The 26,440-nt window shown below is 69.2% G+C and carries 28 protein-coding genes; 6 read left to right on the top strand and 22 right to left on the bottom strand.

The window, feature by feature from the left end; genetic code table 11:
- The first annotated feature begins 65 nt into the window (after window positions 1–65).
- A complete protein-coding gene (locus RCO38_RS00720; protein WP_308326369.1) occupies window positions 66–2,147 on the top strand; it encodes a DUF1631 family protein in 2,082 nt (693 codons plus the stop codon).
- Between the two features lie 21 nt (window positions 2,148–2,168).
- Here the strand turns inward: RCO38_RS00720 and RCO38_RS00715 are convergent, their stop codons facing one another.
- The 6 genes from RCO38_RS00715 to RCO38_RS00690 all read right to left on the bottom strand — a co-directional run bounded on the left by RCO38_RS00715 (window position 2,169) and on the right by RCO38_RS00690 (window position 6,122).
- Window positions 2,169–3,503, bottom strand: a complete 1,335-nt coding sequence (locus RCO38_RS00715) for a TAXI family TRAP transporter solute-binding subunit (protein ID WP_308326367.1) — start codon at window positions 3,501–3,503, stop codon at window positions 2,169–2,171.
- Window positions 3,504–3,691: 188 nt separating this feature from the next.
- Window positions 3,692–3,988 (bottom strand): copper-binding protein, encoded by a 297-nt coding sequence (locus RCO38_RS00710; protein ID WP_308326365.1) that lies wholly within the window; start codon window positions 3,986–3,988, stop codon window positions 3,692–3,694.
- Between the two features lie 14 nt (window positions 3,989–4,002).
- A complete protein-coding gene (locus tag RCO38_RS00705; RefSeq protein ID WP_308326364.1) occupies window positions 4,003–4,485 on the bottom strand; it encodes a DUF411 domain-containing protein in 483 nt (160 codons plus the stop codon).
- Between the two features lie 24 nt (window positions 4,486–4,509).
- A complete protein-coding gene (locus RCO38_RS00700; protein WP_308327301.1) occupies window positions 4,510–4,995 on the bottom strand; it encodes a cupredoxin domain-containing protein in 486 nt (161 codons plus the stop codon).
- An 88-nt stretch (window positions 4,996–5,083) separates the two neighbouring features.
- Window positions 5,084–5,455, bottom strand: coding sequence for a hypothetical protein (locus tag RCO38_RS00695; RefSeq protein WP_308326362.1), 372 nt, complete (start codon window positions 5,453–5,455; stop codon window positions 5,084–5,086).
- Between the two features lie 31 nt (window positions 5,456–5,486).
- Window positions 5,487–6,122 carry a cation transporter gene (locus tag RCO38_RS00690; RefSeq protein WP_308326360.1) on the bottom strand — a complete coding sequence of 212 codons (636 nt, stop codon included), beginning with the start codon at window positions 6,120–6,122 and terminating at the stop codon, window positions 5,487–5,489.
- A gap of 73 nt (window positions 6,123–6,195) precedes the next feature.
- On the opposite strand from RCO38_RS00690, the gene RCO38_RS00685 reads away from it, so the two are divergent.
- Entirely contained in the window at window positions 6,196–6,660 is a 465-nt protein-coding gene (locus tag RCO38_RS00685) for a Cd(II)/Pb(II)-responsive transcriptional regulator (protein WP_308327300.1), read from the top strand.
- Between the two features lie 8 nt (window positions 6,661–6,668).
- On the opposite strand, the gene RCO38_RS00680 is transcribed toward RCO38_RS00685, so the two are convergent.
- From RCO38_RS00680 to RCO38_RS00665, 4 genes are all read right to left on the bottom strand, one after another.
- On the bottom strand, window positions 6,669–7,424 hold the full coding sequence (locus RCO38_RS00680) for an amino acid ABC transporter ATP-binding protein (RefSeq protein ID WP_066262178.1): 756 nt from the start codon (window positions 7,422–7,424) through the stop codon (window positions 6,669–6,671).
- Window positions 7,425–7,455: 31 nt separating this feature from the next.
- Window positions 7,456–8,559 (bottom strand): amino acid ABC transporter permease, encoded by a 1,104-nt coding sequence (locus RCO38_RS00675; RefSeq protein WP_308326358.1) that lies wholly within the window; start codon window positions 8,557–8,559, stop codon window positions 7,456–7,458.
- A 1-nt stretch (window position 8,560) separates the two neighbouring features.
- The gene (locus RCO38_RS00670) at window positions 8,561–9,760 is read right to left on the bottom strand and encodes an amino acid ABC transporter permease (protein WP_308326357.1); all 1,200 of its coding nucleotides are present in this window, start codon (window positions 9,758–9,760) and stop codon (window positions 8,561–8,563) included.
- 106 nt (window positions 9,761–9,866) lie between these two features.
- Complete coding sequence (locus tag RCO38_RS00665; RefSeq protein WP_308327299.1) at window positions 9,867–10,838, bottom strand: amino acid ABC transporter substrate-binding protein; 972 nt, start codon at window positions 10,836–10,838, stop codon at window positions 9,867–9,869.
- A gap of 363 nt (window positions 10,839–11,201) precedes the next feature.
- Here RCO38_RS00665 and RCO38_RS00660 point away from each other — a divergent pair, with 363 nt between their 5' ends.
- Window positions 11,202–12,911, top strand: a complete 1,710-nt coding sequence (locus RCO38_RS00660) for a long-chain fatty acid--CoA ligase (protein ID WP_308326356.1) — start codon at window positions 11,202–11,204, stop codon at window positions 12,909–12,911.
- 7 nt (window positions 12,912–12,918) lie between these two features.
- On the opposite strand, the gene RCO38_RS00655 is transcribed toward RCO38_RS00660, so the two are convergent.
- Both RCO38_RS00655 and RCO38_RS00650 read right to left on the bottom strand, forming a co-directional pair.
- Entirely contained in the window at window positions 12,919–13,773 is an 855-nt protein-coding gene (locus RCO38_RS00655) for a DUF2189 domain-containing protein (protein WP_308326355.1), read from the bottom strand.
- A gap of 86 nt (window positions 13,774–13,859) precedes the next feature.
- Window positions 13,860–14,303, bottom strand: coding sequence for a bacteriohemerythrin (locus RCO38_RS00650; protein ID WP_308326354.1), 444 nt, complete (start codon window positions 14,301–14,303; stop codon window positions 13,860–13,862).
- 145 nt (window positions 14,304–14,448) lie between these two features.
- Here RCO38_RS00650 and RCO38_RS00645 point away from each other — a divergent pair, with 145 nt between their 5' ends.
- Window positions 14,449–15,189, top strand: a complete 741-nt coding sequence (locus RCO38_RS00645) for a 2OG-Fe dioxygenase family protein (protein ID WP_308326353.1) — start codon at window positions 14,449–14,451, stop codon at window positions 15,187–15,189.
- A 42-nt stretch (window positions 15,190–15,231) separates the two neighbouring features.
- On the opposite strand, the gene RCO38_RS00640 is transcribed toward RCO38_RS00645, so the two are convergent.
- The 10 genes from RCO38_RS00640 to RCO38_RS00595 form a co-directional block, all read right to left on the bottom strand.
- Window positions 15,232–15,507, bottom strand: coding sequence for a YkvA family protein (locus RCO38_RS00640; RefSeq protein ID WP_308326352.1), 276 nt, complete (start codon window positions 15,505–15,507; stop codon window positions 15,232–15,234).
- Between the two features lie 96 nt (window positions 15,508–15,603).
- Window positions 15,604–17,058, bottom strand: coding sequence for a vWA domain-containing protein (locus tag RCO38_RS00635; RefSeq protein ID WP_308326351.1), 1,455 nt, complete (start codon window positions 17,056–17,058; stop codon window positions 15,604–15,606).
- Between the two features lie 12 nt (window positions 17,059–17,070).
- Window positions 17,071–18,429, bottom strand: a complete 1,359-nt coding sequence (locus tag RCO38_RS00630; RefSeq protein ID WP_308326350.1) for an AAA family ATPase — start codon at window positions 18,427–18,429, stop codon at window positions 17,071–17,073.
- 141 nt (window positions 18,430–18,570) lie between these two features.
- Window positions 18,571–19,755, bottom strand: a complete 1,185-nt coding sequence (gene bktB / locus RCO38_RS00625) for a beta-ketothiolase BktB (protein ID WP_308326349.1) — start codon at window positions 19,753–19,755, stop codon at window positions 18,571–18,573.
- Window positions 19,756–19,850: 95 nt separating this feature from the next.
- On the bottom strand, window positions 19,851–20,444 hold the full coding sequence (locus RCO38_RS00620; RefSeq protein WP_308326347.1) for a histidine phosphatase family protein: 594 nt from the start codon (window positions 20,442–20,444) through the stop codon (window positions 19,851–19,853).
- Between the two features lie 33 nt (window positions 20,445–20,477).
- Window positions 20,478–21,245 (bottom strand): SDR family NAD(P)-dependent oxidoreductase, encoded by a 768-nt coding sequence (locus RCO38_RS00615; RefSeq protein ID WP_308326346.1) that lies wholly within the window; start codon window positions 21,243–21,245, stop codon window positions 20,478–20,480.
- 29 nt (window positions 21,246–21,274) lie between these two features.
- Window positions 21,275–21,931 (bottom strand): RluA family pseudouridine synthase, encoded by a 657-nt coding sequence (locus RCO38_RS00610; protein ID WP_308326345.1) that lies wholly within the window; start codon window positions 21,929–21,931, stop codon window positions 21,275–21,277.
- Window positions 21,928–22,410 carry a HugZ family pyridoxamine 5'-phosphate oxidase gene (locus RCO38_RS00605; RefSeq protein WP_308326344.1) on the bottom strand — a complete coding sequence of 161 codons (483 nt, stop codon included), beginning with the start codon at window positions 22,408–22,410 and terminating at the stop codon, window positions 21,928–21,930. Before RCO38_RS00605 ends, RCO38_RS00610 begins: the two co-directional genes overlap by 4 nt.
- A 10-nt stretch (window positions 22,411–22,420) precedes the next feature.
- Window positions 22,421–23,077, bottom strand: coding sequence for an OmpA family protein (locus tag RCO38_RS00600; protein ID WP_308326343.1), 657 nt, complete (start codon window positions 23,075–23,077; stop codon window positions 22,421–22,423).
- Entirely contained in the window at window positions 23,074–23,613 is a 540-nt protein-coding gene (locus RCO38_RS00595) for a FecR family protein (RefSeq protein ID WP_308326342.1), read from the bottom strand. The genes RCO38_RS00600 and RCO38_RS00595 overlap by 4 nt, the downstream gene beginning before the upstream one ends.
- A gap of 137 nt (window positions 23,614–23,750) precedes the next feature.
- On the opposite strand from RCO38_RS00595, the gene RCO38_RS00590 reads away from it, so the two are divergent.
- Window positions 23,751–24,743 carry a tRNA dihydrouridine synthase gene (locus RCO38_RS00590; RefSeq protein ID WP_308326341.1) on the top strand — a complete coding sequence of 331 codons (993 nt, stop codon included), beginning with the start codon at window positions 23,751–23,753 and terminating at the stop codon, window positions 24,741–24,743.
- 31 nt (window positions 24,744–24,774) lie between these two features.
- The gene (gene gshA / locus RCO38_RS00585) at window positions 24,775–26,340 is read left to right on the top strand and encodes a glutamate--cysteine ligase (protein WP_308326339.1); all 1,566 of its coding nucleotides are present in this window, start codon (window positions 24,775–24,777) and stop codon (window positions 26,338–26,340) included.
- Window positions 26,341–26,440 lie beyond the last annotated feature (100 nt).

The following is a 26,440-nucleotide window of genomic DNA, read 5'->3' as shown; positions in this document are numbered from 1 at the left end:
CCGCAAGGGGTGCCCACAATCCTCGGTCATGAGGTCCCGACCGATCGACTTGTGCTGCCCCCGCCATGAACGCCCGCACCCGCACCCCCTTTGACAGCTGTCTGACGGCCGCGCTGGTCCTGTCCGGCGAGTGGATTCCGCGCTGGCTGGACCAACTGCAGGCCGCCCTGGTGCACCGGGAGGCGACCGGCGCCACGCACGAGAAGCGCGGCTTCGGCCATGCGCGCCTGGAGCTGGTGCGGTGCCGAGAGCGGCTGGAGGCCCGTCTGGTGGAGGCCTTCGCCGAGGCGGTCCACGCCGACGTGGCGCGCGAGGCCGGTGCACCCTCGGCCACCCCACGCAAGCCGAAGGCCGCGCTGAGCCTGGACGACCTGACACTGATGGACCATGGCCAGGTGCAGGCCTCGGTGGAGCTGGCCCGCCTGCAGCAGGTGGTCAGGATGGCGGTGGACGACGAGCTGATCACGCTGGGTGCGCTGCTCTGCGCCGCGCGGGGCCTGCCCAGCGTGCGCGCCGAGGCCAACCCGCTGCGCCCCGATGTCGTCATCGACACCCTGATGGCGACCCTGACCGAGCTGCGCATCGACGAGACCGTCCGGCAGCGCTGGCTGCACGCTGGCGCGGTGTCCCTCGGGCAGACCCTCGGGCGGTTCTACGCCGCGCTGGTGCGGCACCTGGAAGCGGACGGCGTGCAGCCGGCCGGCTACGTGGTGGTGCCCACGGTGCTGCCGGTGCGGGGCGCCCGCGCGCCGTCCACAGATCCGTTCGCGGACCAGGCCGCCGAGGCGGCCGCCGGCGCCACCGCCGATGAATCTCCGCTGGTGCTCACACTGGACCATCTGCACCGTCTGCTGGTGGGCAATCTGGCCCAGGGCGGTGCCGAGGTGTCCGACCATGGCGCCTCGGGCTCGGGCAACGCGCTGGTGCGGACGCTGGCGGCGGAGGTGGTGACGCAGATGTTGCGCAGCATCGCCGAAGACCGTCGGCTGCTGGCGCCCGTGCGCGACCTGGTGATGCAGCTCAAACCCGCGCTGCTGCACCTGGCCAAGACCGATCCGCGCTTCTTTGCCGACCGCGACAACCCGGCCCGCCGGCTGCTGGACGCAATCACTGCGCGCAGCCTGGCCTACATCCACGAGCAGGACACCGGGTTCGGCGAGTTCGCGGGACAGGTGCTGCACACGGTGCAGTCGCTGCAGTCGCCGTCGGCCGACCTGCCCGAGCGCGTGGTGGCCTGCATGCAGCACATGGAGTCCCTGGGGCTGACCGACCAAGGGCCGGCGATGCAGACGCTGGTGCGCGTCGAGCAGCGGCACCTGCTGGCCGAACGGGTGGCGCGGGAGATCCGGACGCGGGACGATTTCCAACGTGCACCCGCCCTGGTCAAGCGCTTCCTGTGTGGCCCCTGGGCCCAGGTGGTGGCCCATGCCCGGCTGACGGCCGACATCCTGGGCGAGTTGGCGACGCAGCCCGACCTGCTGGCGGTGCGCGAGCTGTCTTCGGAACGCTACATGGACATCCTCACCGACCTGCTCTGGTCCTGCCAGCTGGCGCAGGCGAGCCAGGACCGGGCTCGGCTGGTCCGTGTGGTGCCGGTCGTGCTGCGCACGCTGCGCGAAGGGCTGGACGCGATCGATTTCCCCCGTCCGCAGGCCGAATCGTTCTTCCAGGCCCTGATGGGGCTGCACGAGGCGGCCTACAAGTCGCAACGCAGCGACGGCCTGCTCAAGGCCGGCCTGCGCCGTCCGGAGGCGCCGGTGGCCGCGCCGGAGCCCTGGCTGCAGGGTCACGAGGCCCGCGAGTCCGGGTTCATCGACACCCAGCTGATGGTCGCCGAGTTCGCCGACACCGAACCGGTCACCTGCCAGCAGCCGCTGGGCAGCGGGGACACCCTCGCGGTGGGCGCCTGGATCGAGCTGCAATACACGGACCACGTGCAGCGCTGCCAGCTGCGCTGGGCGAGTCCGCACCGCACGCTGTTCCTGTTCGCCACCGCCGAAGGGCAGTCGGTGTCGCTCACCCGCCAGGGCATGGACCGTCTCGAAGCAGGCGGCCAGCTGCGGGTGGTGGCCGAACACGGCGTGGTGGACGAAGCCCTCGCGGCGGTCGCCCGCCTGGCCTGGGCCAACTCGGGCAAGCTGGCCTGACGGGGCGGTGTTGGCGGGACTTCAGCCTTTGCGCAGCAGCTTCTTGCGCACCAGCCCGATGTTGCTTCGCAGGGCGTAGAGCTCGTCGGTGTAGGACAGCGGCACCACCACCTGCTCGACGCGGGCTTCCAGCCGGTCGAGCTGCTCGATCAGTTCGTCCACGGGCACCGGCTCATCGCCCGGCTCGGTGAACCGCTGCTCGATGCTGCGCAGCTCGGCGTACCAGCGGAACACACGCGAGCGGATGCGGAAGGTGTAGAGCGGGGGCACCACGCGCGAGAGCGGCAGGGCCAGCGCCAGGATCAGGCCCATCGCCAGCCACATGCGTTCGACCAGGTTGGCCAGCCAGAACGGCAGGTAGCGCTGCAGGAAGGGCGGGCCGTTCTTGATCGCGCGCACCGCTTCGGGCGAGATCGGAACCTCGCTGTGTTCCAGGCTCGGGTATTCGCGCGCCCGGTTGAACCAGCTGCCGCCGCTGTGCAGGCCAGTGGCCGTTTGCGCGAACAGCTGCAGGATGGCCGGGTGGGTCTTGGCGCCGGCCAGCAGGCTGGTGGTCGAGGCCACGAGATGCATGTCGGTGTCGGGGATGTTCTTCGACAGGTCGACCACGCCCTGCGGCATCACCACCGGCGTGAGGTAGCCGAAGCGGCGCGAATAGGCCTCGCTCTGCGAGAAGTTGAGCAGGCGCACGCCGGGCGACTGCAGCAGCATCTGCACCATCAGCGACTCGGGGGCGGAGGCGAACACGATGGCGTCGATCTGGCCGTCCAGGAAGGCCACCGTGGCGGGGGTCTGCTCCAGCTCGCTGAGCTGCAGCTGCTGGCGGTCGATGCGGTTGACGTCCAGCAGGGTCGAGAACAGGCGGGGCACGCCGCTGCCGGGGGTGCCGACGTTGACGCGCCAGCCGACCAGATCGCCCAGCGACTGGATGGTCGGGCTCTGCTTGAGCCGCTGCGCCGAGTCCTCGCGGTAGAACAGCCACAGCGGCTCGACGAACAGGCTGCCGAGCGAGGTGATGGCTTCTTCGTCGTCGTAGCCGATGTCGGCGCTGCCGCCCTGTACGAAGCCCAGGTCGGCCTGGCCGGTGCGCAGCAGTTCGAGGTTGGCCGAGGAGCCCTGGGAGGGCAGCAGTTCGACGGTGATGCCGTAGCGCGCCAGTGCCTGGGCGTAGCGCTTGCCGAACTCGTCGTATGCGCTTTGCGCCGGGCCGGTGGCCAGCACCACGCGCTTGGGCGGGTTCGGGTCGAGCCACCAGTAGGTCAGTGCCAGCAGCAGCAGCGTCAGCAGCGCAAAGGGCCCGATCGACGCCAGCAGATCGCGCAGCGACAGCAGGGTGTAGCGGATGTTGTGGGGCATCGCGCTACCTTAGCACGGGCGGCCTGTCCGCCCGTGACGGTCAGTGCGAGCCGCTGTTCAGGCGGAACACCTTCACGGATTCCTGCATGACCGCCGCCTGGCCCTTGAGCGACGCGGCCCATGGCTTCGTTGTCCTGGCGGGCCACGTCGGTGGCCTTGCTGGCCAGTGCGGCGGCCTCGCTCGCCGCTCAGCGCCTGGGTTCGATGTCCGTGGCTACGTACGCCCCGTTGACCTTCTCGGCCCGGAAGCGGACCTGGTCGCCCGCCTTCAGCGGGGTCAGGGTGGCCGGGTCCTTGACCTGGAACACCATGGTCATGGGCGGCATGTCCAGATTCGGGATGTCCGAATGCTTGAGCGTGACCTTTCCAGCCGTGGTGTCGACCTTGCGGACCTCGGCGTCGACGAACGGCGGCGGGTCGGCGGCGATCGCCAGTGTGGCGATCAGGCTGGTGGAGGCGATGAGCGTGCGCAGGAGGTGGTTCATGAAGGGCTCCGGGTTCAGGCGCGGAAATAGGACTGGTAGACGCGGCTGCCGCCGTCGCGCTGGACCAGGACCACGTCGTACGGGTCCTTGCGGCCGCCGTATTCGGGGCCGTCCATGCCGGGACTCCCCACCGGCATGCCGGGCACGGAGAGTCCCAGGGCCTGGGGCTTCTCGGCCAGCAGGCGCCTGATTTCCGGGGCGTTGACGTGCCCCTCGATCACGTAACCACCGATCAGCGCGGTGTGACAGGACGCGAACTTCTGCGGCATGCCCAGGCGCTGGCGCACCGCGGCGTTGCCGGTTTCGAAGACCTGGACCTGGAAGCCGTCGCGCTGCAGGTAGGCGATCCAGTCCTTGCAGCAGCCGCAGTTCGGGTCTTTCCAGACCTGCATCACGGGCAGGGCACCGGTCTTGGTGGCGGGTGTCGCGGCGCGGGCCACGAGTGGGGTGGCGCCCAGCAGGGCGGTGGCGCCGAGGAGGAGGGAACGTCGATGCATGGTGTGCTCCGTTCAGGCAAGGGTTCAGGATTTCGGGCGGACGCGGATGGTGCCGCGCATGCCGGCCTCGAAGTGGCCGGCGATCAGACAGGCGAACTCGAATTCGCCGGGGCGGTTGAAGGTCCAGGTGATCTCGCCGCGTCGGCCGGCGTTCACGTGGGCCATGTAGGGCTCGTCGTGCTCCATGCCTGGGTGCTTCTTCATCAGCTCGGCATGGGCCTGCAGCTCCTCGGGCGTGCCGATCACCATTTCGTGCAGCAGCTTGCCGCGATTGGCGATGCGCAGGCGAAGCGTCTCGCTTTCACGCACGTCCAGGTGTGCGGGCGTGAAGCGCATCTTGTCGTCCATGCGGATCGTGATGGTGCGCGTGGCTTCGGCCGGTGCGGCGCCGATGCCCCAGGGTTTCTGTTCGCGCACGACATCGCGCGGGCCGTCGGCATGGCGGTCACCATGGGCGCGCACGGCGAGGGGCAACAGGGTAGGGGCTGCGAGCAGGCCCAGCGTGCGCAGCAACTGGCGCCGGTGGCAGTGCACGGCCCGGTCTCCGGGCTCGTCGACCTCGCGCCAGCGTTGCCGGACCTCGCTGAGTTCGGGGCTTTCAACTGCCGGCCGTGTCTGCACCCAGACCGGCCAGCCTCGCTTCATTGGAATCATGGGAATCTCCTGGCTTCACGAACCGGTACACCGCGCCTGGCGGACGAGCGGACGCACCACGGGTGGGGGAGGTCAGGAAATGGGCGGCTTGTGCCACGGGCGGGACAGGGCGCTGGCAAAACGCACCGCGCCGGAGCGCAGCCGCGGCGAGGTCGGCCACCGCATGGTCGGCACAGTGGGGTGTGACGACCTCCATCGAACCCACGGGTTCAACCGTGTGGTCCGGGCCCGCGGTCATCGAGAGCACCATGGCATCGCCTGCCCAGGCCCGCCAAGGCAGGAGCACGATGAGGAGGACGACGAACCAGCGGTGCATGCGAGAAATGATACGTCCCGGTGCGGAAAGTTCAGGTTGGCACGGCCGCCAGCTCGCGCCGGGCGTCCCGCACCACGGTGACCCCGGCGCTGAGCGCCAGCACCGCCATCACGCCGGCCACGGTCAGGTCGGGCCAGGCCGATCCGGTGCCGAAGACCCCCAGCGCCGCCAGCATCACCGCCAGGTTGGACAGTGCGTCGTTGCGCGAGCACAGCCAGACGCTGCGCATGTTCGCGTCGCCGCTGCGGAAGGTGTACAGCAGCACCGCCACGCCGGTGTTCACCAGCAGCGCGATGGCGCCCACCAAGCCCATGGTGAGTGGCTCGGGCACGGTGCCGCTGTGCAGCACCCAGGCGGCCTTGCCGATCACGAACAGGCCATAGGCCGTCATGGAAAGGCCCTTGACCAGGGCAGCACGGCTGCGCCATACCACGGCCATGCCGAGCACCGCCAGCGACAGTGCGTAGTTGGCGGCGTCGCCCGCAAAGTCGACCGCGTCGGCCAGCAGCGACACCGAGTCGGCCTGCAGGCCGGCCGCCAGCTCGACCACGAACATGGCCAGGTTGAGCGCCAGGGCGATCCAGAGCGCGCGGCGCCAGGCCGGGTTCGTGGCGCTGTCGCGGCCCCGGGATTCGATGGTGCAGTGGTCGTGGCATTCGCAGGACATGGCAATCTTTCGCTGAAGGTGAATTCGTGCCACGATTGGAAACCTTCAAGTCACTTCAAGGTCAAGCCGCATGATGTCAGCTCCTTCGAACGAACCCCGCTGGAAGATCGGCGAGGCCGCGCGCCGCAGCGGCGTGGGTGCGGCCAACATCCGCTACTACGAGCGCGAGGGGCTGCTGGCGCCGCAGGCCCGCGCCGACAACGACTACCGCCTCTACAGCGAGGACGACGTGCACCGCCTGCGCTTCATCAGGCTGTGCCGGGCGATGGACATGTCGCTGGAGGAGGTGCGGTCCCTGCTGTCGCTGGACCTGGGGCGCAAGGCCGATTGCGCACGGGCGCGCGAGGTGCTGGACGAGCACCTCGCCCATGTGCGCGAGCGCCTGGCCGAGTTGCGCGCGCTGGAGAAGGACCTGCGCGGCCTGCGCGACCGCTGCGACGGCTCCGACGACCACTGCCACATCATCGAAGCCCTGCACGAGCGGGCCGATGCCGGTGCGCCACGACCGTCCGTGTCAGCAGCGCGGCGCCACGTGTGACCCGGGGCTCAATGCCCCAGGATCTTGGACAGAAAGTCCTTGCTGCGGTCGGTCTGCGGGTGGTTGAAGAACTCCTCGGGGGTGTTCTGCTCCACCACCTGGCCCTGGTCCATGAAGATGACGCGGTCGGCGACGGCCTTGGCAAAGCCCATTTCGTGCGTCACGCACAGCATGGTCATGCCCTGGTCGGCCAGGCCGATCATCACGTCCAGCACCTCCTTGATCATCTCCGGGTCGAGCGCGGAGGTGGGCTCATCAAACAGCATGATCTTGGGCGTCAGGCACAGCGCGCGCGCAATCGCCACGCGCTGCTGCTGGCCGCCGGAGAGCTGCAGCGGGTACTTGTTGGCGTGCTCGGCGATGCGCACCCGCTCGAGCTGGACCATGGCCTTCTCGATGGCCACGTTGCGCGGCATCTTGGCCACCCAGGTGGGCGAGAGGATCAGGTTCTCCAGCACGGTCAGGTGCGGGAACAGGTTGAACTGCTGGAACACCATGCCGACCTCGCGGCGCACCTTGTCGATGCCCTTGACGTCGTCGCCGACCACGGTGCCGTCGACGGTGAGCTTGCCTTGCTGGTATTCCTCCAGCGCGTTGACGCAGCGGATCAGCGTGGACTTGCCCGAACCGGACGGGCCGCAGATCACGACCTTCTCGCCTTTGGCGAAACTCAGGTTCACGTCGCGCAGCACGTGATAGCCATTGCTGGCGTACCACTTGTTCACGCCTTCGAACTGGATGATGGGAGCTTCTTGTGAATTCATGAGAGGCCTTCTTTTTTGAGGTGTTCGGTGCTCAGCGGACCTTGCTGACGGCGGTGCGCTTCTCGACCCAGAGCGAGTAGCGCGACATGGCAAAACAGAACACGAAATAGATCAGCGTGATGAAGAAATAGGCTTCGAGCTTGAACGGGCGCCAGTCGGCGTCGGCGTTGAGTGCCAGCGCCAGCGCGCCGGTCAGTTCGTACAGCGAGACGATGGTCACCAGCGAGGTGTCCTTGAACATGCCGATGAAGGTGTTCATCAGCGAGGGCACCACGGTGGTCAGCGCCTGCGGCAGCACGATCTTGAGCTGGGTCTGCCAGTAGGTCAGGCCCAGCGTGGCGGCCGCTTCCGTCTGGCCCTTGGGCAGGGCCTGCAGGCCACCGCGCACCACTTCGGCCATGTACGCGGCCGAGAACAGCGTGATGCCGACGACCACCCGGATCAGCACGTCGATGCTCACGCCGTGCGGCATGAACAGCGGCAGCATGAACGAGGCCATGAACAGCACCGTGATCAGCGGCACGCCGCGGATCAGCTCCACGTACAGCGTGCATAGGGTCTTGATGGCCGGCATGTTGGAGCGCCGACCCAGTGCCACGAAGATCGAGAGCGGGAAGGCCATCGTCATCGACACCACGGTGAGCATGACGGTCAGCGGCAGGCCGCCCCACTGGTCGGTGGGCACCTCGGTCAGGCCCAGCACACCGCCTTTCATGAGCGTGAAGTAGACGGCCAGCATCACCACCCAGACCAGCGGCAGCGCCCTGTTCCAGAAGCGCGGCATGCAACTGATCATCACCACGCCCAGCATCAGCGCGGTGGCGATCACCGGGCGCCAGTGCTCGGTGTCGGGGTAGCGGCCCATCACGATCAGGCGGCCTTTTTCGGCCACCACACCCCAGCAGGCGCCCACGCCACGCAGGTTGTTGCAGGCCTCGAGGTTGGCACCGAACACGGCGTTGAACACGCTCCAGTCCAGGGCGTGGGACAGCGCCCAGGTCACCACCGCCACCAATGCGATGGTCATCAGGCCGTTGCCCGGGCTGGAGAACAGATTGGTCCTGAGCCAGGCGACGGCGCCGGTCTGCTGACCCGGCATGGGGCGGGCTTCAATCGGTTGGAAGGTGTTCTGCATGTCAGCGCTCCTGGATGGCGGCACTGGCGTTGAACCAGTTCATCAGCGCCGAGGTGAGGAGGGAGAGCGTGAGGTAGACCAGCATCACGATCGACAGCGCCTCGATGGCCCGGCCGGTCTGGTTGAGCGTGGTGTTGGCGATCGAGACCAGATCGGGGTAGCCGATGGCCACCGCCAGCGAGGAGTTCTTGGTCAGGTTCAGGTACTGGCTGGTCAGCGGCGGGATGATCACGCGCAGCGCCTGCGGCAGCACCACCAGGCGCATGGACTGGCGCTTGCTCAGGCCCAGCGAGGCCGAGGCCTCGTGCTGGCCCAGCGACACCGACGAGATGCCCGAGCGCACGATCTCGGCGATGAACGAGGCGGTGTAGGTCACCAGGCCCAGCAGCAGGGCCAGGAACTCGGGGCTGAAAGCCGCGCCCTGTTCGATCTGGAAATCGCCCTTGACCGGCAGGTCCCAGCCGGTCGGCGCGCCGCCGGCCAGCCAGCCCAGCAGCGCCAGGCCAACGATCAGCCCCAGCGACACCAGCAGCACCGGCTTTTGCTGGCCCGTCAGGTCGAAGTGCCGGCTGGCCTTGCGGGCGTAGATCCAGGACCCGGCCACACCCGCCAGCAGCCCGATGAGCGCCAGCGTCTGACCCAGCTTCCAGACCGGCCAGGGAAAGGCGAACCCGCCCTTGCTGAGGTAGAAGTGGCCCGCCTGCCAGGCCTCTTCGAAGGGCGGCAGGACTTCGGTGAAGACGATGTACCAGATCAGCAACTGCAGGTAGATCGGCACGTTGCGGAAGAACTCGACGTAGCCGTAGCAGAGCTTGCGCGCCAGGAAGTTGGCCGAGAAGCGGCCCACGCCGATCAGGGTGCCAAGGATGGTGGCCAGCACGATGCCGATCACGGCCACCTTCAGGGTGTTGAGCAGGCCGATGGAGAAGGCCGTCCAGTACGTGCTCATCACGTCGTACGGGATCATGGTTTCGCTGACATCGAAACCGAAGGGCTGGCCCATGAAGTCGTAGCCGCTCTGGATGCCGCGTTCGCGCATGTTGCGCAGCGTGTTGCGGACCAGCAGCCAGATCAGGGTGGCCACCGAGGCGATGGCGACCACCTGGTAGATGACGCCGCGGCCTTCGCGGCTGTTCCAGGATATCGAGCGCCGTTTTCTGGCAGGAAGGGGGCGCGCCTCGATCATGGTCGTTTGGGACATGTTGGAAGCTCCGGGCGGGAGAGGCTAAAAAAAGGGCACAAGTGCCCTACGAACGACGTTCATAGAGCCCTTGTGCCTGCGACGGCCAAGTGCCGTGTGCGAGGGATCAGCGCAGCGGAGCGGCGTACATGAAGCCGCCGTTGCTCCAGAGGTTGTTCTTGCCGCGCGGCAGGTTGATCGGCGTCTTGGGGCCGACGTTGCGCTCGAAACTCTCGCCGTAGTTCCCCACCGCCTTGAGGGCGCGCGCCAGCCATTCCTTGTCCAGGCCCAGGTGCTTGCCCAGGTCTTCCGTGGAGCCCAGCATGCGGCCGACCTGCGGGTCGGTGCTCTTCTTCATCTCGTCCACGTTGGCCTGGGTGATGCCGTATTCCTCCGCCTCGATCAGACCGTTGAGCACCCACTTGGAGATGGCGAAGAACTCGTCGTCGCCGCGGCGGATCATCGGGCCCAGGGGCTCCTTGGAGATCAGGTCGGGCAGGATGACGTGGGCCGCCGGGTCCTTGGCTTCCTTGGCGCGGATCGAGGCCAGGCCCGAGGCGTCGGTGGTGTAGGCCTGGCAGCGGCCCGAGAAGTAGGCGCCGGTGGAGGCTTCCAGCTTCTCGAACACCACGGCCTTGATGCCCAGGTTGTTGGCGCGCGAGAAGTCGGTCAGGTTCTTCTCGGTCGTGGTGCCCGACTGCACGCACACGGTGGCGCCCTTGAGCTGCTTGGCGCTGGTGATCTTGCCCTTGTTGACCAGGAAGCCCTGGCCGTCGTAGTAGTTCACGCCCACGAAGTGCAGGCCCAGCGACGCGTCGCGCGAGAGGGTGTTGGTGGTGTTGCGCGAGAGCACGTCCACTTCTCCGGACTGCAGGGCGGTGAAGCGCTGCTGCGCCGTCAGCGGCACCCACTTGACCTTGCTTGCATCACCCAGCATCGCGGCCGCCACGGCCTTGCAGTAGTCCACATCCAGACCGGTCCAGTTGCCGTTGCTGTCGGCGGCAGAGAAGCCTGCGAGGCCCACGTTCACGCCGCAGATCAGCTGACCGCGCGCCTTGATGGCGTCCACCGTTTTGCCGGCATGGGCGGGCAGGCTCATCAGGGCCGCCGCAGCGCCCAGTCCGAGGGCGGTCAGTTTCAGGGAATTCAATTTCATCGGTCACTCCGTTTGTAGGGAAGTTGTGAACAGCCAGGGGGTAGCGCACCAGATCGGGGCGCCCCGCACCCGCCGAGCGAATGTATTCCCGCCCAGCAGGCCGGGACATCGGGGTTTACGTGGGAAAACTATGCGAAGAATGTATGACCGCATGGCCTGCCGGTTCACCCCCGTGTCCGCCGCCTTGGCCGCAGCAGTTTCCATGCCAAAGGCCGTCCCGCGGCCCGTCACGGCAGCGACAAGCGTGCTTTCCTTTTTGCAGCGGCGGCCCGTATGCTGCGAGCGAAAAACACCAGGAGACAAGCCATGACGCACCCTGCCGCCGCCAGTGCCGCACCCGCCGGCCTGCGCCCCCACCACCGCTTCTGGCCGCGCCGGCTGCCGCACGCCATCACGCCGCCGGCCACCTCGCTCTGGTTCAACCTCGAGGTCAGTGCCCGCCGCTACCCGGACAAGCCGGCGATGGTGTTCTTCGACCGCAGCACCTCGTACCGCCAGCTGCACGAACAGGCTGAACGCCTGGCGGCTCACCTGCATGCGCAGGGCGTGAAGGCCGGCGACCGGGTGATCCTGTTCATGCAGAACTGCCCGCAGTGGATCGTGGCGCACTACGCCATCCTGCGCGCCAACGCGGTGGTGGTGCCGGTCAACCCGATGAACCGGGCCGAGGAGCTCAAGCACTACATCACCGATCCGGATGTGAAGGTGGCCATCGCCGCAGCCGACCTCGCGGGCGACCTCATCAAGGCCAGTGCCGAACTGCCCGAGACCCAACGCCTGTCGCACCTGGTGGTGGCCCACTACCACGACGCCATCGGACCCGACGCAGACATTCCCCCAGCCTGGGCCGACTGGCTGGCCACCCGGCACCCGCTGCCGGTGCTGGCGGGTGGCACCGTGGCCGACTGGTCCGAGGCGCTGGCCTGCAGCGCCGCGCCGCCGGTGCACGACCGCAGGCCCGAGGATCTGTCCGTGCTGCCCTACACCAGCGGCACCACCGGCCTGCCCAAGGGCTGCATGCACACCCACGCATCAATCATGCACAACGCCGTGGCCGGGCAGCTGTGGACCGGTGGCACGCACGAGAACGTCGCGCTGCTGGTCGTGCCGATGTTCCACATCACCGGCATGGTGGTAGGCATGCACTGCGGGGTCTACACCGGCACCACCCTGGTGCTGATGCCACGCTGGGACCGCGAACTGGCGGGTCGCCTGATCTCGCAGTGGAAGGTCACGCACTGGACCAACATCCCCACCATGGTGATCGACCTGCTGGCCAGCCCGCGCTTCGACCAGTACGACCTCTCCAGCCTGGTCTTCATCGGCGGTGGCGGCGCGGCCATGCCGCAGGCGGTGGCGCAGCGCCTGCTCGAACAGTTCGGCCTGCGCTACGCCGAGGGTTATGGCCTGACCGAGACCGCGGCGCCCTCGCACAACAACCCGGCCGACCACCCCAAACAGCAGTGCCTGGGCATCCCGTTCCTGAGCGTAGACGCCCGCGTGGTCGACCCCGACACGCTGCAGGAGATGCCGCCCGGCGAAGCCGGCGAAATCATCATCCGTGGCCCCCAGGTGTTCCGCGGCTACTGGAAGCGGCCCGACGCGACCGAGGCCGCCTTCGTCGAGTTCGAGGGCCGGAGGTACTTCCGCTCGGGCGACCTGGGTCGGGTGGACGAGGATGGCTACTTCTTCATCACCGACCGGCTCAAGCGCATGATCAATGCCAGCGGCTTCAAGGTCTGGCCGGCCGAGGTGGAGGCGCTGATGTTCAAGCACCCCGCCATCGCCGAGGCCTGCGTCATCAGCACAAAGGACGACTACCGCGGCGAGAGCGTGAAGGCCGTGGTGGTGCTGCGCGAGGCCGCGCGCGGCCAGACCACGGAGCAGGACATCATCGACTGGTGCCGCGAGAACATGGCGGTCTACAAGGCCCCGCGCGTGGTGCAGTTCGTCGACGCGCTGCCCAAGAGCGGCAGCGGCAAGGTGATGTGGCGACTGCTTCAGGAAAAGGAGTGAGCGCGCCTCACTCCTTCGGGACGATGTGTCTGTAGGCGTGCCAGGTGGCATGCCCGATGACCGGTCCGGCAACGAACAGACCCAGGAACACCGGCAGCATCGCCAGCAGGATGATGCCGGTGATCAGCGCGCCCCACAGCAGCATCACGCCCGGGTTCTGCAGGCAGGCGCGGATGCTGGTCAGGCCGGCGGAGATGGCGTCGACCTGACGGTCCATGATCATCGGGATCGAGATCACGCTGGTGGTGAAGATCAGGCCGGCGAAGACGGCGCCCACCACGGTGTAGGTGACCAGGAAGCCGATGTTCTCCGGGTCGATCAGCATCGCCAGGATGTTGGCCTTCTCCGGCATGGTGTTGAAGCTCACCGCGAACACCACCAGCGAGGCGCGGCCCCAGAGCATCTCCAGGATCAGCAGCACCCCCGCGAAGATCGCCATCGTGCCCTTGGTGGGGCGCCAGGCCTGCAGCGAGGCACGCAGCGACGGCCGATGGTCCTGCGTCTGCAGCGCCTTGCTGGCGTCGTACAGGCCCAGGCAGAGAAACGGCCCCATGAGCAGGAAGCCGGCGCTCAGCGCCAGCACAGAGGCCGGCGCGTTCTGGAACACGGCCAGCAGCGCGTGGCCCATGAGGAAAAAGCACAGGCCATAGAACAGCCCGATGCGCGGACAGCGACGGAAGTCCTCCCAGCCGAACTGGAGCCAGCGCAGTGGATCGCGGGCGGACAGCTTCGCCAGCGGCAGCGAGAACACCGAGGGCCCGCGGGCTTCCTGCCCGGGGTCCGGTCGGTCTTCGTTGGGCTCCGTCGCGTCCGCCTCCGGAGCAGAAGCGGGGACAGCGTTCGCGTGCAAGGCCTCGGCCATGGGGTCTCCTGTTGATAAAAATCAATATAACCATGCGCGCATAGTGGGTGGACATGGTTTTCCCGGAGACCCCGGTGCCGGCCGGGTCAGGGCGCCGAGGCCGGATGCCCGTTGGCCCGTTGCGTGCGGCGGGCCGGTGCCTCGCTGCCCACCGAACGCATGTGCAGGGCCAGTGCGGCGTCCAGGGTCTGGGTGTGTTTGGCGAACCAGACCGCCAGCTCGCCCGCCATCTCCCGCACTGCGGCGGTGTTGCCGGCACGCGCCAGCCCCAGCCCTTCGCGCATGACGTTGAGCACCACCTTGTGCTGCATGATGTGGTTGTCTGCGGCGGCAAAACGCGTGCGCCTCATCCAGTCGTCCTCGCTGCCGAAGTGGCGGACCGTGTGGTCGATGACCGCCGACCAGGCCTGCGGCAGTGTCTCGTCGGGCGCGGTCTGCGCCATCGCGAGCAGGTCCACGAACGTGTGGTGCACCTCGTCCATGGGCGGGAAGTCCAGCAGCAGTGTGTCGGACCATTCAACAGTGTTCATTGCAGCACCTCCGTCTGTTGAAAACAGCTTGACAGCGTGCGCGCGGCCGATCCTTGATCCAGCGCAGAACTTTCGCGCGCATCGGGCGGGTGGCCGGCCGTTTTTCGCCGGGGTTTGCCCTGGCGCAGGTCGCTACACTGCCCGCATGACACGCGCCTTCGATCCTCCTTATTCCTCCCTCGACCAGTCCGACGCCGATCTGGCCCGGCAGGGTTTCAGCCTGCTGGGCGCTCCAGAAGTGGCGGCATGGCTGGGCGCATCGGCGACCGACCTGGAGCGTCTGCACGGAGCCTGGAGCGATCTGCCGGCCGATGGTTATCTGAAGGACGGCGGGCGCTACCGGCGCCGGCGCCACAGCTGTTTCGTGGTGGACGGCGAGCAAGTCGTGGAATCACCGCACCGTGCGCACTGGCAGCCCCTGGAATACAACGCGCTCCACGGTGGCATGCAGCGCTGGTTCGAGCCCATGGCGGCGCAGACGCGCGCGGACCCGCTGTGGCAGCGCATCCTGGTGCGGGTCGGCGAGGCGGTGTCCGCGCTGCATGGCGCGCGCCCCTGGTACGTGGAGGCGCATCCGTTTCGCATCGACACCACCGACGGCATCGGCCGGCCGACGCCCGAAGGTGCGCACCGTGATGGTGTGGACCTGGTCGCGGTCTTCATGCTGGAGCGCCACGGCATCAAGGGCGGCGAAAGCCGGGTGTTCGAGGCCGAGGGACCAGCCGGTCAGCGCTTCACGCTGACCGAGCCCTGGTCGCTGCTGCTGCTGGACGACGCGCGCGTGATCCACGAGACCACGCCGATCCAGCCGCTCGTCCCCGGTGAACTGGGCTGGCGCGACACGCTGGTGCTGACCTACCGGCGCGGCGGGTTCCAGGGGGGATAAGCCCCCACGCTCCACCGCTGCGCGGGTCGCTTCCCTCAAAGGCTATCTGCTTGCCTTTGCCACTGCATGGTCGCGGATGTGCGCCGGCAACCGCGACAGCAGCCAGCGCAGCGCCATCGGCACGATGACCAGGTCGTCGACCACGCCGAACACCGGGATCATTTCCGGGATCAGATCGATCGGCGAGAGCAGGTAGAGCACGATGGCCGCTGTGCCGGCCTTGAGCCAGACCGGCGCGTCCGGGTGGCCCAGCGCGTACCAGAGCCTCTTTGCATCGCCGCGCACGGCGAGCCAGAGCACCGACAGACGTTTCCACATGCGTTCACCTCCAGGGCGCTTGCGGTCCGGAACCTCCGGACGACACGAAGTGTGGGGGTGTGGACCGCGATTGCAAGCGCAAGGTTCCCCGTGCGATCACCGTCGTATGGCGTTGGGGAAGTACATCGCGGTCAGGCTGCGGCTGTGCACCGGTGAAAAGCCCTCCGCGGCGGCACCGCTGGCTTGCCCGTAGCGCCGCCAGTCGCGAACCCAGTGCAGGGCATCGCAGATCTCGACCAGACCAATCGTCTCGCGGTCACCGATCAGGATGCCGTGCACCCGCAGGCCCAGCCGTTCCTTGGCCTGGCGCAGCGCAGCCAGCGTGGCGGGCGTGAGGCCGAACTCCCCGTCGCTGACGATCAGCACGTCGGCGTCTTCCCAGCCCCGCTGCTGCACCTGTTCGATGGCCCGCTCGATCGGGGTCTGCACATCGGTGCCGCCGTCGAAGGACTGGCCCATGAGGTCCAGCAAAGCGTCCAGGCCGGCGGCGTCGCGCGTGAGCGGCCGCTCCAACAACTCGCCCGGGCCGCCGAAAGCCAGCAGCCGGCAGGGGCGGTCGCCCGTGTGGGCGCTGCGCAGGGCCTGCAGCACGCAGGCCTTGGCCACGTTTTCTGGCGCGCCCTGCATCGAGCCCGAGGTGTCCAGGCAGACGATCAGCGGGCCGTGGCCCATGTTCGTGTCCTGCGGGCGTGCGGCGGCGCCCTCGGGTTGCGGGCGCGGATTCGGCCACGGTGTACGCGCGCGGTCGTCGTAGGTGAGCAGTTGCGCTTCGGCGAAGCGTGCGCGCCACAGGCGGCGCAGCACCGGGTGGGTCAGGTTCAGGCTCTCGCTGCCGGTCATGCGCGCCAGCGCCCGCGAGCGGTGCACGCCATCCACGGCGGTGGGTTCGGGTCGGCGCTCGTCGTCGTCGGTGGGCAGAGGCGCCGCCTGGTCGGCGGCCTGCGGCTGCGGCGTGGCGGTGCGCGCCAGCGGCTGGTGCGCGGCCAGCTGGCGTCGGCCCACACCGTCGATGAACTGCGCCAGCGCGGGCAGCCGTTCGAGCAGACTGCCGATGCGGCGGGCATCGGTCCATTCGCGGCGGCTCAGCTGGCCCTGGAGGTCGTCCCAGTTCAGGTGCGAGGGGTCGCCCAGCGACTTGAGCAGCGACATGGCTTCTTCCCAGCCCTGGCGCTGCAGGGTCCAGTTCTCGCGGAATTCGTCGGCCATGCGGGCGATGGCCTCGGTGCGCGTTTCGCTGGCGGGCCGTTCGATCAGGCTGTCCAGGTGCCAGAGCAGGCTCTGCAACATCTGGCGCGTCAGGGATGCGTTGCCCTGGGTGAGTGTGAGCAGGTCAAGTTCGGTCAGCAGCCGGCGCAGCGGTGCGACGGCTTCGGGGTCGCCCAGGTCCAGCGCGGCGTCGGGCAGGCGGCCGGCCAGCAGCGCATCGTGCCAGGGCGCGGCCTGTGCCAGCCGGGCCTCGGCCGTGCCGCCGCTGCACACCACCGACCAGCGCCACAGTTCGCGGGCGATGGCGTCGAGGTGGTGGTAGGGGCGGTCGGCGGGGGCCGTCATGGCTGTGAGGGCTCAGGCCTGCCAGCTGACCGGCGTGGGCACGAACTCGGACGCGTCTTCGGCCAGACGGGGCAGGGCTGCGAAACCAGCGTGCAGTTCGGTCAGCCGCGCGGCCAGCGCGTCCATCTGTGCGCAGCGTTGAGTGTGCGCGGCTTCGACGCGCGCGAGCCACGACGGCGGCAGCCAGCCGTGGGCACGGGCCTGCGCCGGCACCGTTTGCGCGGTGGTCTGCACCTCTGTGTGCACCGCAGTCACGCGCTGCTGCACCTCGGCCACCTGGGCCACGCGGGCGCGGATGTGCAGTGCGCCATAACGCCGGTGCGCCCGTTCGCTGGTGATGCGCACGAGTTCGCTCTCGCTGCTGGGGCCCGCGATGGCGCGGGCCAGGGCCAGCTTGCCGGCGCTGTCGTCCTGTGCGTCGGCCGGGGCGCGGCGTTCCACGTCCAGCTGTTGTTCGAAGGCGGTGGCGGCGCGCTCCAGCCCGTCGATGGCGAGCGGCGTGGCCTTGGCCACGGTCTGCAGGAACCAGTCGGTCCAGCCGGGCACCTGGTCCGGGTCGGCGGCCAGGGTGAAGGGCAGCAGCCAGGCGTCCCAGACAGAGACCTCGGTGGCGTCGCGGCTGGCGGCCTGCACCTGCAGCAGCGCGGCGGTCTGGCGCCAGCGCCGGTCGGAGACGGTCTGCTGCGTGTCTCGCGCACGTTCGCGGGCCGACGACAGCAGGGCGATCACCTCGTCACCCAGCCGCACGCGACCCGCCTGCGCGCGCAACGCCTGCAACGAAGCCGACGACAGCTGTGCATCCGGGTGCGCCTCACCGTCGGGCAGGGCGGTCTGCAGCAGGGCGGCGAAGTGCGCGTCGTCCACCGGTGTCACCGGCACGCGCAGCAGGAAGCGGTCGTAGAAGGCGTGCAGGCTCTCGTCCTGCGGCACCTCGTTGCTCGCGCCCACCAGGCAGACCAGGGGCACGTCGACCCGGTGCTGGCCGTTGTCGAAACAACGCTCGTGCAGCAGGCCGAGCAGGGTGTTGAGGATGGCCGAGTTGGCCTTGAACACCTCGTCCAGAAAAGCAACCTCGGCGGACGGCAGGTAGCCTGCGGTCAGGCGCTCGTAGCGGTCGTCTTCCAGGGCACTGAGCGAGAGCGGACCGAACAGCTCCTCGGGCACCGAGAAGCGGGTCAGCAGGCGCTCGAAATAGTGCGCGCCGGGCAGCAGGCGCTGCAGCCGGCGCGCGAGTTCGCTCTTGGCCGTGCCCGGCGGGCCGAGCAGCAGCACGTGTTCACCCGCCAGCGCCGCCAGCAGCAGCGCGCGGGCCGCCACGTCGCGCTGGAGCAGGCCGCGCTCGAGTTCTTCAATGGCGGCTGTCCATCGCATCCGGCACTCCTGTAGGCTGGTCATCGCGAAATTTTGCATCCGGAGAGGGGACACCCGCCAGGATGCGGTGGAACCGGCTTCGCCGGGCCACTCGCATCGCCCCCCTCTGGGGGGGTGACGCGAAGCGGCGCGGGGGGCGGCTTATAGCCGCTCGAATACAGCGGCAATGCCTTGGCCGCCGCCGATGCACATGGTGACGAGGGCGTAGCGGCCGTTGACCCGCTGCAGTTCGTACAGCGCCTTCACGGTGATCAGTGCGCCGGTGGCGCCGATGGGGTGGCCCAGCGAAATGCCCGAACCGTTGGGGTTGACCTTGGCCGGGTCCAGACCCAGTTCCCTGGTCACGGCGCAGGCCTGGGCGGCGAAGGCCTCGTTGGCCTCGATCACGTCCAGGTCGTTGACCGACAGGCCGGTTTTCTTGAGCACGGCCTGCGTGGCCGAGATCGGGCCCACGCCCATGATCTTGGGGTCCAGGCCGGTGTGGGCGTAGCCGACCAGGCGGGCCAGCGGCTTGGCGCCGCGGGCCTGCGCGGCCTTGGCGTCCATCAGCACCACGGCGGCGGCGGCGTCGTTGATGCCCGAGGCGTTGCCGGCGGTCACGGTGCCGTTTTCCTTGAGGAACACCGGTTTGAGCTTGGTCATGTCCTCCAGCTTGCAGCCGGCGCGGAAGTGCTCATCGGTCGCGTAGGCCACGTCGCCCTTCTTGCTCTTGAGCATGACGGGCACGATCTGGTCCTTGAAGCGGCCTTCGGCGGTGGCGCGCTCTGCGCGGTTGTGGCTTTCCACCGCCAGCGCGTCCTGCATCTCGCGGGTAATGCCGTACTTGGTGGCCACGTTCTCGGCCGTCACGCCCATGTGGATGTTGTGGAAGGGGTCGTGCAGCGCGCCGATCATCATGTCCACCATCTTGGTGTCGCCCATGCGGGCTCCCCAGCGCATGTTGAGCGAGGCAAACGGTGCGCGGCTCATGCACTCGGCGCCGCCGCCGATGGCGATGTCGGTGTCGCCCAGCAGGATGGACTGCGAGGCCGAGACGATGGCCTGCAGGCCCGAGCCACAGAGGCGGTTGACGTTGAAGGCGGGCGTGCCTTCGGCGCAGCCGCCGTTGATGGCGGCGACGCGGGAGAGATACATGTCCTTCGGCTCGGTGTTGACCACGTGGCCGAACACGACGTGGCCGACGTCCTTGCCCTCGGTGCTGGCGCGGGCCAGCGCTTCGCGCACGACCAGGGCGCCCAGTTCGGTGGGCGGGCTGTCCTTGAGGCTGCCCCCGAAGGTACCGATGGCGGTACGGACAGCGCTGACGACGACGACTTCACGGCTCATGGAATGCTCCTCTGTGGATGGGTACGGGATCAACGGCACATGGTAAGGCCAGCTCCCTTACAGGGGGCTTGTGCCACGTCAAGCAGACGACAGTCTCAGACCGTGTGCCGCGCCAGCAGCTTCAGGCGCCCCGGCATGGCGGGGTCGGCGCGGGTGAGGAACAGCTCGCCCATCGCGGGGTGTTCGCCGGTGAGCGCCGTGATGTTCACCTGGTGCGTCACCAGCACCCAGTTGATCGGCGCACCCAGGTCGCCGACAGTGGCCAGCACCTCGCGGGTCTGGGCGTCCTGCTCGCCCTGGCCCTGGAAGAAGGAGTTGATGGCCGGCCACACGGTGTAGCGGCCGAAGGCCAGACGGGCGGTGTCGGTGCAGCGGCACCAGGCGCTGCTGCGCACCGCGGCGATGGAGATGCTTTCGCGCCGAAAGGCCTCGCCCACGCGACCCGCCTGTGCGCGGCCGGCGGCGCTCAGATTGCGCTGGGTCTCGCAGCGGCCCAGGGTGAAGCCGGGCGGGTCGCCCACGCCGGGCTCGGTCTGGGCGTGGCGCATCAGCACCACGAAACCTCCCTGGCGCAGCAGCGGCCAGAAGCCGCCGGGCGCCGCCTGGGCCATATCAAGGCCGGACAGCGTGCCCGCCGCCAGCAGCAGCGCCTGGCGGCGGTTCGGGGTGGGCGGGGCGAAGGGCGGCATGCGGGTGCAGGGTGGGAGTGGCGGCGCGGGCGGTCAGCCCCGCACGTCGGCCACGGGCTCACGGCCGAAGTCCGGTCGCTGCAGCCAGGCCAGCACCTGGGCCGCCGCGTCGTCCGGGCTGGTGAGCTGCTGCTGGCGCTCGAGTTCCACGAAGCGCTGGTGGTCGGGAAAGCCGGCCGGGTCGCCCGCGCGCAGCTGGGTCTGCATGTCGGTGTCGACCACGCCAGGGGCCAGCGAGACGATCCGTGCGCCGTGCGCGCGGCGCGCCTCGTCCAGCGCCACGCAGCGGGAGAAATGGTCCATGCCGGCCTTGGCCGCGCAGTAGGGGGCCTGGGCGGCCATCGCCCGGCGGCCGAGCCCCGAGGAAATGTTGAGCACCTTGCGCGGGCCGCGCCAGCCCGCGTCGACCCAGGCCCCGCTGGCGTTCAGAAAGGCGGCGGTGAGCAGCATCGGCGCCTCCAGACCGACCCGCAGGGCCCGCGAGATGCCGTCCGGCGGGCATTGCTCCAGCGGCGCGATGTCCGGGATCACGCCCGCGTTGTTGACCAGGGTGGCGCTGGCCAGGCTGGGCGCGTCCAGTTGCGACAGCCATTGCTGCAGACGCGTCGGGACCGGCGCCGGATCGGCGAGGTCCACGGTCCATTGCAGCACCGTGGCCTTGCGGTCCTGGGCCAGGTCGTTGAGTTCGGGATTGGCATGGCGCGAGAGGCAGAGCAGGGGCCGGCCCGGCGCGATCAGCTGTCGCGCCATCGCCAGCCCCAGGCCGCGCGAGGCGCCGGTGAGGATGACAAGGTCTTGCATGCCACCAGTGTGACAGGAGCCGGGTGACCTCAGAACGGGCAGGGCGCTTCGAAGCGCATGAGCTGGTCGGTCGCGGGGTGGGGGATGTCGATGGCCTGCGCGTGCAGCAGCAGGCGCGGGGCCATGGCCTCCTGCGCCTCGCTCGCGTACAGCGGGTCGCCCACGATGGGGAAGCCGATGGCCATCAGGTGCACGCGCAACTGGTGCGAGCGGCCGGTGACCGGTTCGAGTTCGAGCCGCGTCGAGCCCCGCTCCGGTGCCGGTGCGGGCGCGATGCGCCAGCGCGTGAGGCTGGGCTTGCCGATCTCGTGGTCGACCTTGCTGCGCGGCCGCGCCAGCCAGTCGACGATCAGCGGCAGGTCGATGCTGTTCCAGCCGTTGTCGGGCAGCGGGTTGTGCAGTTCGCCCGCGACGGCGGCGATGTAGCGCTTGTGCACCCGGCGCTTCTCGAAGGCCATGCTCAGGCGGCGCTGCGCCTCGATGCCGCGCGCCATCACGATCAGGCCCGAGGTCGCCATGTCGAGCCGGTGCACGATCAGCGCGTCCGGATACTGCGCCTGGGCGCGGGCGCTCAGGCAGTCCTGGTTCTCCGGTCCGCGACCCGGCACGGCCAGCAGCCCGGCCGGCTTGTCGAACACCAGCAGGTGCTCATCGGCGTGGATCAGCGACAGGGGGTGGGGGCTCATATGGCCGCCAGAGCCCGGTACAACTCGTCGGTCGGCAGGCTGCGCGCGGCGCCGAAGCCGGCGACCTGGCGCGCCCCCAGCAGGTGCAGGCGCACGAAGCGGAAGTCGCCCAGCGTGGTCATCATCTCGGCTTCGGGAAAGCGTTGCAGGTAGACCAGGCGCGACGCCGCCGCTTCCGGACCGCCGGGTTCCACGAACCGGGCCCGCGCCTCCAGGGTCACGCGCGGCAGGGCGTGCACCGGTTCACCGTCGGGCTCGGCCGCGCACACCAGCAGCGAGACATGGGGGCTGTGCTGCATGTTGCCGCTGTGGGCCGCCAGCGCGCTGACGTGCAGCACCAGTTCACCCGCCTCCCTGTCGATGGCAAAGGGCACCATGGACACGAACACGCCGCCGTGTCTGTCGAGCGTGCCCAGGGCCGCGGTGCGGCGCGCCAGCAGCAGCTCACGCAGCGCGCGGGTCAGGCTGTGTTCGCCCAAGGGAGCCTCTTCAGCGGACAAACACCTCGGCCCGGCGGTTGCGAGGCTCCGGCACGTCGTCGTCCGTGGAAACCACCGGCTCACGCTCGCCGCGCCCGACCGGCTCGACCAGCTCGGGCCGGAAGCCCTTGCCCACCAGCAGGTCCCGGATGGCATTGGCGCGGCGCAGCGAGAGGGCGTCGTTGGCGTCGGCCGCACCCTGGCGGTCGGTGTGGCCGACGATCACGATCTCGCCACCGCTGCGCGCGCGGGCCGCGGCAACCACCTGGTCGAGCTGGGCGGCCGAGTCAGGCGTGAGGTCCGAGGTGCCGGGCTGGAAATTGAGCGTGAAGCGCTGAGGCGCCGGTGGCGCCAGTCGCAGCAGCGCGGGATAGCGCTCCCGCACCTCGGCCTCGCTGGACTGCGCCGGCTGGACCTCACCCTGGTGACCCAGCTCGGCGGCGGCGTACGGGGTGGCCAGCTCGGCCGAGCCCTGGGCCGTGGACACCAGCACCGCGCTGGACCGTTCGGGCTGGGGAAGCAGGATCACACGGCCGGCCGGTGCGCAGGCGGCGCACAGGGCCGCCAGTGCCGCAACGGCGAAACCGCGGGTGAGGGGCCGGAACAGGGGGGGGAGGGCGGCGACCGAACGTGTCGCAGCGTGCGGGACGGGGCTCGGAAGCGTCATCGCCGCAGTCTACTATGGTCGTTCCAGTGGTGACGCAGGTAGTAATAGAGCGGCTCGCCCCTGGGGTTGGCCTCGACGATGAAGTCGGTCCCGCGGACTCCGACCACCGCGGTCGGGGTCTTGACCTTGAAACGCTCGGGGTTGACCCGGGCCAGCAGGCCCGTGACCATGCGCACCGATCCCTGCAGCAGCTCCACCAGCAGGCTGCCTTCCTGGGTGGTGGTGTCGAACCGGTACTGGCTCAGGTCGGCGGTGCTGTCCGGGCCGAGCACCATCACCGTGCCGTCCTTGAGCACGATGCTGGCGGCGCCGTCCTTGCCGGTGCGGATGCGTTCGCCCGCTCGGACGGGTTCGCCGGGCCGGGCGGGGCGGCCATCGTCCCGGCCCAACCGCACTTCGCCCTGCACCTGCTTGAACGTGCCGGCCCGTGTGTCGGCCGCGGCGCCGGAGGTCTGGGCCGACGCCACAGCCGCCGCCAGCGCAAGCACGCCGGCGGGCAAGGTGCGGAACAGTCGGCGGGCGTTCAGGGCGGGCATGGGTACTCCAAATGGTTTACCCGGCATGGTAGTCGCAGCCTTTCACGTGGACCAATGCATGCACCTACAATCCTCGCCCCGGTCCGCCTTCCAGTGACATGCGTCACGTTTCTGTCGGCCCCAACCCCCTTGCCCCGATGACCCCGACCCTGTTGCTGGCGCCCATGGAAGGCCTGCTCGATGCCACGCTGCGCGATGTGCTCACGCGCACCGGCGGCGTCGACCGCTGCGTGAGCGAGTTCATCCGGGTCACCGACACCCTGTTGCCCGAGCGGGCCTTCGTGCGGGTGGTGCCCGAACTGCTCAACGGCGGTCGGACCCGCGCCGGGGTGCCGGTGCGGCCGCAGCTTCTCGGCTCGGACCCGGTCTGCCTGTCCGAGAACGCCGCGCGGCTGGCGGCACTCAGTCCGTTCGGTGTCGATCTCAACTTCGGCTGTCCGGCCAAGACGGTCAACCGCAGCCGGGGCGGCGCGGTGCTGCTGGACGAGCCCGAACTGATCGGGCGCATCGTGTCGGCGGTGCGGCGCGCTGTGCCGGCACACCGGCCGGTGTCGGCCAAGATGCGGCTGGGCTATGGCGACGACCGCGTGGCTGAAGACTGCGCGAGGGCCATTGCAGAGGCCGGGGCCGACGAACTCGTGATCCATGCGCGCACCAAGGCCCAGGGCTACCGCCCGCCGGCCTACTGGGAACGCATTGCCGAGGTCCGTGCCGTGCTGCCCGATCGCCTGCCGGTGATTGCCAACGGCGAGATATGGACCGTGGCCGATGCGCTGCGCTGCCGCGAGGTGACGGGCTGCGACCGGCTCATGATCGGTCGCGGCATGGTCACCGATCCTGGTCTGGCGCTGGCGATCCGGGGGCAGGGGGATGTGCCGTGGTCACAGATCCTGCCCCTGTTGTCGGTGTTCTGGTCCCAGGTGTGCGACCGGGTCGAGCGGCGGCACCGCGCCGGCCGGCTCAAGCAGTGGCTGAACTACCTGCGCAAGCGCTATCCCGAAGGTCAGCGCGCGTTCGACGAGCTGCGCGAGTCCAACGACCCGGCCCGTGTGGAGGCCTGGCTGCAGGGGCAATCTCTGCCACAGGAACCCATGTCCGTGCCGCCAGCGGAAATTCCGGTGGCGTGCTAAGGTCCGGCCCCGGTCAAGACTAGAAACCACCATGAAGACCCTGCAACAGCGGCTGGAGAGCCTGGGAGCCGAACGACTGCGCGGCATGCGGCGCGGGCTGGAGAAGGAGAGCCTGCGGTCGCAACCCGATGGCAAGCTGGCGCTGACGCCGCACCCGGCGGCGCTCGGCAGCGCGCTCACGCACCCGCACATCACCACCGACTATTCTGAATCGCAGCTGGAGCTGATCACGGGTGTGCATGCCAGCGTGGAAAGCTGTCTGGCCGAGCTCACCGAGATCCACCAGTTCACCCTGCGCAGTCTTCAGGCGCAGGGCGGGGTGGCGGGCGAAGAAATGCTCTGGGCTTCCAGCATGCCCTGCGGCCTGCCCACCGACGAGACCATTCCGCTCGGGCGCTACGGCTCGTCCAACGTGGGCCGCGCCAAGAGCGTGTACCGCATGGGCCTGGGGCACCGCTACGGCCGCCGCATGCAGACCATCAGCGGTATCCATTACAACTGGTCGCTGCCCGGGGTGGACAACGAAGGCTACTTCGCGCTGATCCGCAACTTCCGCCGCCACGCGTTTCTGCTGCTGACCCTCTTCGGCGCGTCGCCGGCCCTGTGCTCGACCTTCGTCGAGGGGCGTCAGCACGAGCTGCAGCCCCTGGGCAGCGGCGGCACCCTGCACATGCCGCATGGCACCAGCCTGCGCATGGGGCGCCTGGGCTACCAGAGCGACGCCCAGGCTTCGCTGGCCGTGAGCTACAACAGCCTCGAAGGTTATGCGGCCTCGCTGCACGACGCGCTCACCCGGCCCTGGCCGGCCTATGAAACGGTGGGCATCCGCAACCCCGGGGGCGACTACAACCAGCTGGCCACGACCCTGCTGCAGATCGAGAACGAGTTCTACGGCACGATCCGGCCCAAGCGCGTGATCCACCAGGGCGAACGCCCGCTGCACGCCTTGCGCGAGCGCGGTGTTGAGTACATCGAGGTGCGCCTGATGGACCTCAACCCCTTCGAAGCCATCGGCATCGACGCGGCCACGCTGCGCTTCCTGGATGTGTTCCTCCTGCACTGCCTGCTGTCCGAGAGCCCGCCGGACACGCCGGAGGAAATCCGCGAACTGGCCCACAACCAGCACCTGACCGCGGCGCGCGGCCGCGAGCCCGGCCTGCACCTGCTGCGCGGCGGAGCCGAGGTGGCCCTGCAGGCCTGGGGCCTGGAGATCCTGGACCAGCTCGAACCGATCGCCGACCACCTGGACGCCCTGCACGGCGGGTCCCTGCACCGCGAGGCGGTGGCCGCTGCACGCGCCTCGCTGCTCGCGCCGGACACCCTGCCGTCGGCCCGGGTGCTCGCGGCCACCCGGCACGAGCACGGCTCCTCGTTCATCGACTTTGTCCGCACCCGTTCGCAGCGCATCCGCCAGCAGCTGCTGGACCTGCCCTGGGGCGCCGAGCAGCAGTCCCGCTACGTGGTCATGGCGGTGCGCTCGATGGCGGACCAGCAGGCCATTGAAGCGGCCGACTCGATGCCGTTCGAGATCTACCGCCAGGAATACGTCTCGCCCGCCCGCCTGATGCCGCGTTCCGCGGTGGCGCAGCCCGCCTGAGGTACCGCGAACCCCTGCTGGCGCAGGGTGTTTGCCGGACGCCGCGGGGGCTGCGGAGGATCGGTCCTATCCTGTGCCCTCCCTTTCCTCCAGGAGACCG

It is taken from the genome of Hydrogenophaga pseudoflava, assembly GCF_031020795.1.
GTDB classification, from domain to species: Bacteria; Pseudomonadota; Gammaproteobacteria; order Burkholderiales; family Burkholderiaceae_C; genus Hydrogenophaga; species Hydrogenophaga pseudoflava_A.
This window is presented reverse-complemented; position numbering and strand designations above follow the sequence as displayed.